The organism is Evansella sp. AB-rgal1 (assembly GCF_041820985.1).
Classification (GTDB): domain Bacteria; phylum Bacillota; class Bacilli; order Bacillales; family Salisediminibacteriaceae; genus Evansella.
The window spans coordinates 66,340-76,734 of record NZ_JBGUAU010000026.1 but is presented as its reverse complement, the minus strand read 5'-3'; the positions used below and the strand labels follow the sequence as shown (position 1 = coordinate 76,734).

Genomic DNA, 10,395 nt, shown 5'->3' with positions numbered 1-10,395 from the left:
ATAGATAATGAATACTTTGAAACTTATTATAAAGAAAGCAGTTCAATGAAATCAGAAGTGCTTGTTAGAATATTGGAAGAAAATATGTCATTTGAATTACCCAAGAATTTTAATGAAGTGGATAGCAAGATATTAGTTACTGTAGGTGAAAGAGAAAAATCAGTAATGATAAAGTCAGCAAAAGATATAGTTTCAAACAACCCCAATTGTGTAGGGATAATCATCCCTAAAATTGGTCATGGCGTATCTTTGGTAAAGCCTGATTTTTTTAATCAATTGATAGAAAAATGGATACAGGATAGTTCTTTGCCACAGGATATCCGTACGATCTAATGAAGTTTTTTATTAAAACAGGGAAGATGCTTGAAGTAACTATTTCTTTATGATGAACTCGATAAAGGAGGATGTGAATTGATACTACATATTGTTGATAAAGAAGAATGGTTGATAGCAAAAGCTAAGGGTATATATGTTCCCTCAAGTTTAGAAAGTGATGGTTTTATTCATTGCTCTACAAAAGAGCAAGTAGTGAATGTAGCTAATTTCTTATTTAAGGGCAAAGACGGATTGGTACTTCTATGTATAGACACAAATAAAGTTAGCTCCAATATCATTTTTGAAGACTTATATGATACAGGAAAATTATTTCCACATATTTACGGTTCTCTAAATACAGATGCTGTATCTAATGTTGTTAATTTCCCACCAAACAGCGATGGAACTTTTGATTTACCTAAAGAATGTAAGTAAGGGGGAGTTATATGAATGTTTTACGTGATAGTCCAGTCGGATTATTTCAACGGGGATTTGCTCTTTTTATAGATTTAATCATAATTATTATTTTTGCTCTCACACTCCACCTTGTCTTTCAAAATGAAAGTGTATCATTTGAAAGTTCGTTAATATTGCGTCTAGCAGCAAGTTTTCCATATATATATGCGGTATTTCTTCCGTTATTTTGGAACGGCTATACAATAGGAAAACGTCTTGTCGGTATAAGAATTGCTCGCGTTTCAGGCGAAAAGTTAACATTAGGAACGATGATAATAAGAGAACTATTAGCAAACCTTCTTTATTATGTTACTTTTGGTATTCTGTCACTCATAAGCGTGTATCTTGTTTCAACGAGAGATGACAAGCGTTCCATTCATGATTTGTTAGCTGGAACTTATGTTACTTCTAATTTACCGGAGCAGGAGTAGAAATAAACGTAATTAATAGTATGAAAGTTTAACAATCAAATTACCGATAGCTGAAGAAGTTGGCGCTGCCCGTATGGAACGAGTGGGTTAACGTTTACAAATAGCTCTCGGGACAATAACTAGAAGCCAAACGATGCATTCGAGTGAATGGAATGCATTGTTTGGCTTCTTTCAGACCTATTACATGGTAAGTTTAAGATGAATAATCACCTTTTTTTTATCAACAAGAGCATTTACTGGTTAATCCTGAACAATACGCTTACGAATTTCTTCATTCCCCTGAGTTACTTCCAGGGCCGCTTTCCGAAAGTTTTCCTCGATCCGCTGCCGTTGGTGGCTCTTCTAACCATCCATTTCCAATAGTCAGATTCAATCCTTCGTTTGCATATTTTGCTATATCTCCTGTTTGAATAGCAAATTGAGCATGTAAATCATGTCTCATGATTTTAGAAACTGCTTCACCGTAGTTCAAAATACCGATTCCGTTTGCAAGAGCTACTTGATACATCATTAACTTATCTGAATAAGGCGGGGTTGTAGAATCAGTAACATGAGCATCCATTGTACTTGGAACGGGTAAATCTTCACTAATAAGGAATTTCCCTAATTGCTTAATTTGTGTATCTGCCACGGCAGCACCTTGTTTAAAAAATTTTCTTATTTTATCTGATGAGGCAACCTGACTATACCCAAGCATCAATGCTTTACCCAAAATATTTGAATTGATATTCGCTTGTAAATGTTTAATTTCTATTGCAGTTAATGGACGGCTCTTTCCTGCTATGATAGAAATAAACGATTCTTTTTCAACAAAATCGACTTTTTTAGGATAAGGGATAGTAGGTGCAGAAATACTTCCTCCTTTTCTAAGTAATAAGTGTTTTCCCTTTTCATATGTAAGAACTGTGTCATCTAAACACATTTTAAAATAATCAATAATATCTTGTCGATGGGAAGTAGAAAGTGCACTTCCATAAGTAAGTAAAGCTGCTCGTGACATTTCTACAAGAAAAAATATCATAAAAAAATCACTGAATAGACGTGGGGCATCTTTTCGAACATCTTGATCTCCAAAACCTACAGGAAGAGGTATGTTCTCTTTTGTAAATATCTCTCTCATTATATTTAGGTGTTTTCTTGAAGTATCTAATGCAAATTCAAGAAACTCTTTCGCTTCATCGTCTTCAACAACTTGAAGATGATGTTCAAAGAAACAAGAAAATAAAGAGTCCCCTAAATAATTCGAAAATAAATCTCCTAATTCGGATGAAATTAACTTTTGGTATTTTTGATGTTCTCTAATTTCTTCAAGTTGCTCTTTATCTAACGAATTGTTCTCCACTTTTATATATCCTCCTAAAACAAGCGTTATGTAGTGTAGTATATGCAAAAAAATAGAGACTATCCAAACGTCATTATTTTTAGTGATTCTGTTCAGAATACTAAGAAGAAGCCAAGCAATGTATTCGAGTGATAGAATGCATCGCTTGGCTTCTTTCATGATATAAGGTATGGAATGAAACACATGGAGGAAACCTTGTACCTGTTACACTAAAGGGTTCGTTAAGTAAAAACCTTTGTATTTTTAATCAACTGCCCATCTGGTTTCACTGTAAATAAGGGGATATCTGGTAATCCCTCTACAGATAGAATACTTTGTTTTCCTAGTAATTTTGAAAGCTCACTCATAAATTCAATAATCACAGTAGCTTTCTTTATGCTTTTTACCTCATTTGGATCTATATCTAGTTCTAATTCATCTTATGGGAAAAAATGACAATTGATAGTGGCACCTTTTATAATAATCGACATTAGGAAAATGCCGCCATTCTCTTTTCCTTCAAAAATATTGGCAACTTCTTTTTCTTTGTAAACTGTTATTTCTCCTTTTTTGTAAAAAAAGGTTCTATTTGCTTGTGCTATCGGTTCTCGTTAATTTACGCATACTTCTTCACTATTTAGTGTGGGAGAATAGCTTATAACCAATCAAACCGCCAACTAAAGCCGATAATCCAGAAATGATCACCTTGGTAATTACGCTTGTATTTGGAATAAAATACTCAGATATAAAAACAACAATTGCAACAAAGAGTCCTGTAAACAAAGCTAATCCTATACTTCCACTTTTCAAGTTAGCACCTCCAATTTGATACATAAATCTATATGTAATAGATTATACGACTAAATTACTTTGAAGTTTCGTAATGCTGATAGATAAAAAAGATCCTATCTGTCCAAGCACACATTTTAAACGTTGAAAGTAAGACTTACAGATGACTTTTAAGAACTTCTTAGTGGAAGATGACGTAGTTCCAAAATAAACTAGTATATAGGTTATGGGGAGTCGGTTTTTCCGACTCCCCATCTTCTTTCACTTTATAAATTGAACGTGATTAGAATATTGTTATAAATTTCTTTGTTTGACTTCCTGCATTCTCCAATCAGCTGATTCCGCTTTTGGTGCACTTGCAGGTACTATATGAGCACCAAATTGTACTAGTTTACCTAAATGCATGACAGATTGATTGAGTTGATCCAGCTTTTTCTCAATACGGTATAGTAAAGAAAAGGTAACGACAATGGGAAATCCGTATTCTCCAACAAGTGTTAACCATACTTCCATTTTCATTCACCTCCCTATATATTGATAATTTGTCTTACTACATAAAAAGGAGAGGCGCTAACCTCTCCAATAGATTACAGTGCAATCTCAATTTGTTGAACAGATCGATCTACGACTCGTGCACCACGCTTCTGAACCAATGCTCCGTTGTGGGATGTAAATACGTTATTAGCAATAATAAGATTCATTACCTCCGACACAGCTTCTACACTTACAGGCTCTTTAGGAGCATCTAGTGAGATTGTGACGTTTTTCCCACCCTCATTTGTGAAAAGTAACTCCAAACGTTTATTCATTTCGTTTCACCTCCTTCTTCTTCCAACATACAAAATCCCGTGATTACATTGTTAAATCATACGTATTGCCACGTTCTACACTTTCTAACTCATGCTGTTGAAGAGAAGCAAGAGCTACTGCAACTTGTAACAACTTATCGCCAGCTGCATCGGTAGCAATGTTTTGAAAGCTTTTCGTTTTGAAAATTGGCTCTCCTTCATCGGTATAACTAGTAATGAATGATAACGTTAGTTTTGAATTTACGATCTTTTCCATTGTCGTTCACCCCCTTTCACCATATAAGTATCAATTTCTAGTGAAAAAGGGTGCAGCTTTTTTACAAAAATAGAAATATTTTTTTGAATGATAGAAAAAACTACTAATAGTGAGAGGTTACTTGTGTGGTGATTTTCAACTTTGTAGAAACTCATCTAGTATTTCGTTAAAAAACAACTAGACTTCTGCCGTCTTTTTCCGATTCTTCCTCTTCTATTAACATAGTCCTCAAAGAATAATTTCCTTTTTGAAAAGTTTTTGCATCCTTTTTTCCTGTTTCAGGATACTTATATAGTGAACAGATAAATACATAAAAACGGGAGTGGTAGATATGGAAAGTTTGAAGTGTGCGTTAATTAAAGAGGAGTTAGTAGAGTTAACTGGAGATTACAAACTATCGATTGTGTTAAATCAACTAATCTATTGGACGGAGTTTGTGAGAGATTTTGATTCGTATATGGAGGAAGCGTCAGCGTCGAAATGATCCAGATCTACCTTTAACAGAAGGATGGATCTATAAATCGGCGGAGGAGCTTGCTTCAGAGACGATGATGAAGGTGTCTCCGAAGACGATGCGTGAATATTTGAGGAGCTTATCGCGAAGGGGTGGGTAGATGAAAGAAGTAATCCGCACTTTAGCTGGGATCATACGAAACAATATCGAGTGAATTTGTATCAACTTCAGCAAGATCTGTACGAGCTTGGCTATGTGCTCCAAGGGTATTAAGTTCATATTCTATTTTTACTAGAAGACGAGGTAGTAACGGTATTGTTTCGAAAACAGTGGATGCGAGACAAGGATGGATTTAAGTAGGGTGGAATTGTCGTTATGGAGTGTTCATAAGGACGAAATCGGGATGTGGAAGGGTGGAATTGTCTCGTAAGCGTAGGTTACTAGATAAAGAATGATTTGAAAATAAGGTAATTGTTTTTTCATACAGTGTTTGGGCGAACTAACCGAGAAAGGAGGTGAGGGGATGACGATTGAGGAGATGTATCGCGAGGCGGTGATTCGGAAGTTTGAGAGTTTAATTCTGTTGATCGAGTGGCTTGTGTATGAGAAGGGTGTGAGTATGGAGCGAGATAGCAAGAATATTAGCTTTGTTTGTGAGAAGTACGGGGCTACGTTACATACAGAGTTGGCTCATTATAAGGAGAAGCAAAAGCGGAGGGGGAAGTCGTCGTTGGAGCAGTATTTAAAGTAGGTTTTTCATAAAAAAGGTAATTGGCCCTTTGGGGTGACCAACTAAAAAACAGGAGGCTTGTTGAAGATGGAGGAAAAAAGATTAATAGAAGTGTTGATTATGGATTCTAGTTTGATAGAGGATGGGCTCACTTATAAGGAGCGTGAGGTTCAACTGAATGGAAAGCGTTGTTGAAAAACAAATATGAATATCGATCATCCGATGAAGTTTCTGTTTAACGAGATTTTGAAGCTGAAGGAAGAGAACGAGCGGATGAAGGGGTATCTTGGAATTTGAATTGGTTTTTGGGATTCACAGGGCTGGATTGCAGCGGAATGGGCTTGATTGTTAACGAGAAAACAAAAGGAGAAATGTTGCATATGAGACATCAGACAAAGTTTATGACGAAAAATGATTGTTTTCAAGCGGGAAGAAAGATAAGGGTGAAAGGGATTATGTTGCATTCGACGGCGGTGCCTGGTGTGATGGCGGGGGCGTGGTTTGAGCGGTGGAATCGGTCGTTTCGGGCTGGGGAGATGGGGCGGCAGGTGTGTGTGCATGGGTTTGTGGATGATCGGGAGGTGTGGCAGTATTTGCCGTGGGATCATCGGGGGTGGCATGCGGGTGGTGCGGCGAATGATTCGCATGTTGGGCTTGAGATGTGTGAGCCAAGTGGGTTTTCGTATGGTGCTGGGGCGAGGATGGTTGGGTATGATGTGGGGAAAAATGAGGGTTATTTTCGGAAGACGTGGGAGAATGCGGTGGCGTTGTGTGTGTTGCTTTGTGAGAGGTTTGGGTTGTCGGAGCGGGATGTGATTTGTCATGCGGAGGGGCATCGGCTGGGGATTGCGAGCAATCATGGGGATGTGATGCATTGGTTTCCAAAGCATGGGGAGAGTATGGAGAGTTTCCGGACGGCGGTTGGGAGGGAGTTGCGGAGGGGGAGTGGGATTGGTGTTGCGAGGGAAGGAGTGGTTGGAAATCTGAGCATGGGAGGCGGGAAGGTTGGCTTGACGGGTGGTGTCAAAGTTGGGGGTGTGGTGGAATTTGTGGCTTCGGCTGGGGCGTATTATCCTGGTGGTCCGGGGATTCCTAGTTGGGTAAAGGGGTCGTATCATAAGGTGACGCAGGTGGTTTCGCAGGGACGACCTGTTGTGAAAGGCGGGAAGGAATGTGTGTTGTTGGGAGTGAAGGTGGACAAGGGTAGCGGGAAAGAGTCGGCTGGGATTATGACGTGGGTTGATCGGGGTTTGGTGAGGGAGGTTGTGATAGCGGGGGCGCGTAAGTAGGAACACAGTTGTTTTAACCTATCGTCTACTAATAGAATATTTATTAGTTACTACATAAAGTAGGTTCCAATTACCAAATAGTTGGAACCTACTTTATTGTATATGGTTGCCTAGTAATATCTGAATACATACATGTACCTTTGGTGAAAAATAACATTCACATGGGAAATCACAAAGCTTCTAATTCTATTTTATTGGTGGGGCAAGTTCCACTAGGTTTAGGGCGTCTAACCAATTCACCACCGCAATTGGGGCAAATATTGTTCCTAGTTTTTGTGCAAGGTTCACAAAAAGTACATTCGTGAGTACAAATATAAGCATTGGTTTCTATTGATATGTTTTGTTCACATGCTTCACAATTCTTTCTCATTTCTAATGCCATTTAGTACTCTCTCCTTTGTTAAGCCTATTTACTTCACAACAAGAATGACAATGTAAAAACAATTTCTCAATTTTATTTTAAAACATTGCTAGTATTTCTTCTGTGTTTTTAATAATTGCAAATTCCTCATTCATATTTGCTAAAGACATCTCATGTATTTTCTCAGCAGGTAACGTTTCCCCATTGATACTCTTCCTATCAAAAGTTGCAGTTGCGTCTGAAACTAAAACAGGGTTAAAGCCGAGGTTTCCAGCCATACGAGTTGTTGATTCAACACAGTGGTTCGTAGTCAAGCCGGTTATAACAATATTAGTAGAATTGTTTTTCCTTAATATTTCTTCAAGGTTAGTACCAATAAAAGCACTATTAACACTTTTAGTAATAATAATATCCTTTGGCTTCGGGTTAATTATTTCTTTGAATTCACTTGTTGCGCTTTTAGAATAAAAAAGAGATTCTTTCTTGTTTGATAGGTGTTTAACATAGATGACGAGTCTTTGATTTACATTCCAATACTCTATTATTTTCTCGATATTTCTTTCTGCATTAGGATTATTTCGTTTTCCCCAACTCGAGTTGTCAAAAGCCTTTTGAACATCTATTACCATTAACGGTACGTTTTCATGGTATTTTATCATCGTCATCGCCTCCTTTGATGTACTAACTTAATTCTAATAATTTACTTTTCCTTTTTACATAGATTTATTATTGTGTTTCTAATAAAATATGTAATAAATGAAGTTTTTTATGAGGTTTCACTTTAAAAATGAAGGGAGCTCTAGTATGGATGAAATTGATAAGAGAATTTTAATTGAATTGCAAGAGAATGCTCGCGTATCGATTACAGAGCTTGGGAAAAAAATTGGGCTATCAACACCAGCAACAAATGAGAGAGTAAAAAAATTAGAGGAAAGAGAAGTAATTAAAGGGTATCGAGCTATTATTAATCCAGAAAAAATAAACAAGCATGTTACCGCTTTTATACTTTATGACACAAAGAAATGTAAGGAATTTAGAGAGTTCTGTATAGAGCATCCAAGTGTAATAGAGTGTCATAGATTAGCTGGACAATATAGTTATTTAGTAAAGGTAGTAACAGAATCAGTTCACACTTTGGAGGAGTTTATAGACGATTCAATGGTGTATGGACAACCCTCTTCATTAATTAACCTATCATCACCAGTCAAACATAAACCTATAGCTTAGTATATTCTTTTGAGAAATACGCAATTAGATGGGTGTTCTATACATACATTTTTGTAGGGTGTAATGGCATTTAATTAGGAGAGAGGTGTGTATTATGATATTAGTCAGCTCCTGTTTGGCTGGATTAGAAGTAAGATATAACGTTACACATAGTTTAGATAACAAGATAAGTACGTTAGTCGGAGAGAACAAAGCTGTAGCAGTTTGCCCAGAGCTACTTGGTGGATTTTCCACTCCAAGGGAACCCGCAGAGATAGTAGGTGGAGACGGAGACGATGTACTGGATGGAAAGGCTTCTGTATTCGACAAGTCGGGGAGAGATGTAACGGAACTTTACATAAATGGAGCTTATGCTACATTAGAAATAGCTCAAAAAGTAAATGCAACACTAGTAGTTCTCAAAGAGAATAGTCCATCTTGTGGTAGCTCGTTTATTTACAATGGTCAATTTTGTGGGGAGAAAATTGTTGGTAATGGAGTTACTTCTGCATTACTTAAAAGAAATGGCTTGGAAGTAATATCAGAAGAGCAATTTGTTGATCATTACCTATGATTTTAAAATAACGCGAGCTTTTTTACATATTCATATGGAACTTGTTACTTTTGAAAAAACACACTATGTCGATAAATACAATGAATAGGTGCAAAATATCGGATATGAACCCACAGGAGAGAACGGAATAGCTGGACGTAGGTACTTTCAAAAAGAGGATTACATCTATAGTAATAGAAGTTAAATATCATGTATAAGAATTAAAGAATCACCTTGCTCCACTAAGTTTTTACTAAAAATAGAAAGGTAGGAGATACTTGAATGCCGTATAACGACGCGTCTGATACGTTACATCCTAAAAAGGGGCACCGACTTAGAGATATACCGGCTCATGATCCTTTTGTTGTAGTGCATAAAGAAACAAATACGTATTATTTATATACGACTGGTATTCCGCAATTAACAGATTTAGAAAGAAATGGAGTACTAGTTTATAAAAGCAAGGATCTAGTTGATTGGGAGGGTCCTTATGTTGTTTTTGAAGTTCCTGACGGATCGTGGGCCCACCCGCAACATGGTACCTGGGCACCAGAGGTTCATTATTATCGTGGGAAATATTATCTATTTGTCACGTTACATAATAGAAATGAAATAATAGCAGAACCGCCTGAAGTTTGGAAAACCACGCATCTTCGTGGAACTAGTATTGCAATATCTGATTCGCCAGAAGGTCCGTTTGAATTGTTGAAAACAGATGGACCGGTGCCACCTAAAAATTTCATGACGTTAGACGGTACGTTGTATGTGGATGAAGATGGACAGCCCTGGATGGTTTATTGTCACGAGTGGATTCAGGTATTAGATGGTACGTTTGAGGCCATTCCATTACAGCAAGATTTGTCAGAAGCAAATGGTGATCCAATACACCTTTTTAAAGCATCGGATGCCCCCTGGATCAATGCAGAACGAGTACCTAGTGTGGAGCCTTCCATTTATGTGTCGGATGGGTGTCAATTATACCGGACAAAAGGTGGGCAGCTTGTAATGCTTTGGTCAGGTTACAACAGTGAAGGGTATGTCCAAACGATTGCTCGGTCTCAGTCTGGTACTCTGAAGGGGCCGTGGGAACAACTAGAACCTTTAGTATTGGGTGATAGTGGACACGGTATGCTGTTTCAAACATTAGAAGGAGAATGGTTGCTAATTCTTCACCATCCATTCAGTACACCTGAATCACGGGCGAAGATTTATGAAGTGGAGGAAACAGAGGATAGCTTTAAGGTTGTGAAACCGCGAGTTGATTTACACGGTTAAAACTGTATTGATAGTGTCACCAGCATGGTGTTGTTTGAATATACCCGAGCTTGAATAGGATAAACCGCACGCCTTCCCAAAACGTATAGTAAGGATCTCTTGCTACTTTCATTCATAAAGAAAGCAGGAGATCCGCTGTACTCTCCTTAC

17 protein-coding genes are annotated in these 10,395 nt (G+C 37.6%); 9 read left to right on the top strand and 8 right to left on the bottom strand.

The annotated features are described in order from the left end of the window. From ACERII_RS19615 to ACERII_RS19605, 3 genes are all read left to right on the top strand, one after another. A partial coding sequence (locus ACERII_RS19615) for an alpha/beta fold hydrolase (protein ID WP_373644553.1) occupies nt 1-333 on the top strand: 333 nt, incomplete at its 5' end. Between the two features lie 78 nt (nt 334-411). Continuing rightward, nucleotides 412-750, top strand: coding sequence for a DUF952 domain-containing protein (locus tag ACERII_RS19610; RefSeq protein ID WP_373644552.1), 339 nt, complete (start codon nt 412-414; stop codon nt 748-750). An 11-nt stretch (nt 751-761) separates the two neighbouring features. Next, complete coding sequence (locus ACERII_RS19605; RefSeq protein WP_373644551.1) at nt 762-1,202, top strand: RDD family protein; 441 nt, start codon at nt 762-764, stop codon at nt 1,200-1,202. Between the two features lie 271 nt (nt 1,203-1,473). Here ACERII_RS19605 and ACERII_RS19600 read toward each other — a convergent pair whose 3' ends face one another. The 6 genes from ACERII_RS19600 to ACERII_RS19575 all read right to left on the bottom strand — a co-directional run bounded on the left by ACERII_RS19600 (nt 1,474) and on the right by ACERII_RS19575 (nt 4,377). Next, nucleotides 1,474-2,544, bottom strand: coding sequence for a DUF3231 family protein (locus ACERII_RS19600; RefSeq protein WP_373644549.1), 1,071 nt, complete (start codon nt 2,542-2,544; stop codon nt 1,474-1,476). A 221-nt stretch (nt 2,545-2,765) separates the two neighbouring features. Next, the gene (locus ACERII_RS19595) at nt 2,766-2,906 is read right to left on the bottom strand and encodes a hypothetical protein (protein ID WP_373644548.1); all 141 of its coding nucleotides are present in this window, start codon (nt 2,904-2,906) and stop codon (nt 2,766-2,768) included. Nucleotides 2,907-3,156: 250 nt separating this feature from the next. After that, nucleotides 3,157-3,333, bottom strand: a complete 177-nt coding sequence (locus ACERII_RS19590) for a hypothetical protein (protein ID WP_373644547.1) — start codon at nt 3,331-3,333, stop codon at nt 3,157-3,159. 273 nt (nt 3,334-3,606) lie between these two features. Then, nucleotides 3,607-3,825 (bottom strand): YvrJ family protein, encoded by a 219-nt coding sequence (locus tag ACERII_RS19585; RefSeq protein ID WP_373644546.1) that lies wholly within the window; start codon nt 3,823-3,825, stop codon nt 3,607-3,609. A 74-nt stretch (nt 3,826-3,899) separates the two neighbouring features. Beyond that, complete coding sequence (locus tag ACERII_RS19580; RefSeq protein ID WP_373644545.1) at nt 3,900-4,121, bottom strand: DUF2922 domain-containing protein; 222 nt, start codon at nt 4,119-4,121, stop codon at nt 3,900-3,902. 43 nt (nt 4,122-4,164) lie between these two features. Then, nucleotides 4,165-4,377: a DUF1659 domain-containing protein gene (locus tag ACERII_RS19575; protein WP_373644543.1), complete on the bottom strand. Its 213-nt coding sequence runs from the start codon at nt 4,375-4,377 to the stop codon at nt 4,165-4,167. Between the two features lie 331 nt (nt 4,378-4,708). Here ACERII_RS19575 and ACERII_RS19570 point away from each other — a divergent pair, with 331 nt between their 5' ends. The 3 genes from ACERII_RS19570 (at nt 4,709) to ACERII_RS19560 (ending at nt 6,850) form a co-directional block, all read left to right on the top strand. Then, on the top strand, nt 4,709-4,861 hold the full coding sequence (locus tag ACERII_RS19570; RefSeq protein ID WP_373644542.1) for a hypothetical protein: 153 nt from the start codon (nt 4,709-4,711) through the stop codon (nt 4,859-4,861). Nucleotides 4,862-5,354: 493 nt separating this feature from the next. After that, a complete protein-coding gene (locus ACERII_RS19565) occupies nt 5,355-5,582 on the top strand; it encodes a hypothetical protein (RefSeq protein ID WP_373644541.1) in 228 nt (75 codons plus the stop codon). 359 nt (nt 5,583-5,941) lie between these two features. Continuing rightward, a complete protein-coding gene (locus ACERII_RS19560; protein ID WP_373644540.1) occupies nt 5,942-6,850 on the top strand; it encodes a peptidoglycan recognition protein family protein in 909 nt (302 codons plus the stop codon). Between the two features lie 169 nt (nt 6,851-7,019). Here ACERII_RS19560 and ACERII_RS19555 read toward each other — a convergent pair whose 3' ends face one another. Together ACERII_RS19555 and ACERII_RS19550 are read right to left on the bottom strand one after the other, a co-directional pair. Then, on the bottom strand, nt 7,020-7,232 hold the full coding sequence (locus tag ACERII_RS19555) for a DUF1272 domain-containing protein (protein ID WP_373644539.1): 213 nt from the start codon (nt 7,230-7,232) through the stop codon (nt 7,020-7,022). 77 nt (nt 7,233-7,309) lie between these two features. Then, nucleotides 7,310-7,870 (bottom strand): cysteine hydrolase family protein, encoded by a 561-nt coding sequence (locus tag ACERII_RS19550; protein ID WP_373644538.1) that lies wholly within the window; start codon nt 7,868-7,870, stop codon nt 7,310-7,312. A gap of 145 nt (nt 7,871-8,015) precedes the next feature. Between ACERII_RS19550 and ACERII_RS19545 the strand changes: the two genes are divergently transcribed. The 3 genes from ACERII_RS19545 (at nt 8,016) to ACERII_RS19535 (ending at nt 10,245) form a co-directional block, all read left to right on the top strand. Beyond that, nucleotides 8,016-8,438: an Lrp/AsnC family transcriptional regulator gene (locus ACERII_RS19545; RefSeq protein ID WP_373644537.1), complete on the top strand. Its 423-nt coding sequence runs from the start codon at nt 8,016-8,018 to the stop codon at nt 8,436-8,438. 94 nt (nt 8,439-8,532) lie between these two features. Next, nucleotides 8,533-8,991, top strand: a complete 459-nt coding sequence (locus ACERII_RS19540; RefSeq protein WP_373644536.1) for a 2-thiouracil desulfurase family protein — start codon at nt 8,533-8,535, stop codon at nt 8,989-8,991. 261 nt (nt 8,992-9,252) lie between these two features. Next, nucleotides 9,253-10,245: a glycoside hydrolase family 43 protein gene (locus ACERII_RS19535; protein ID WP_373644535.1), complete on the top strand. Its 993-nt coding sequence runs from the start codon at nt 9,253-9,255 to the stop codon at nt 10,243-10,245. Nucleotides 10,246-10,395 lie beyond the last annotated feature (150 nt).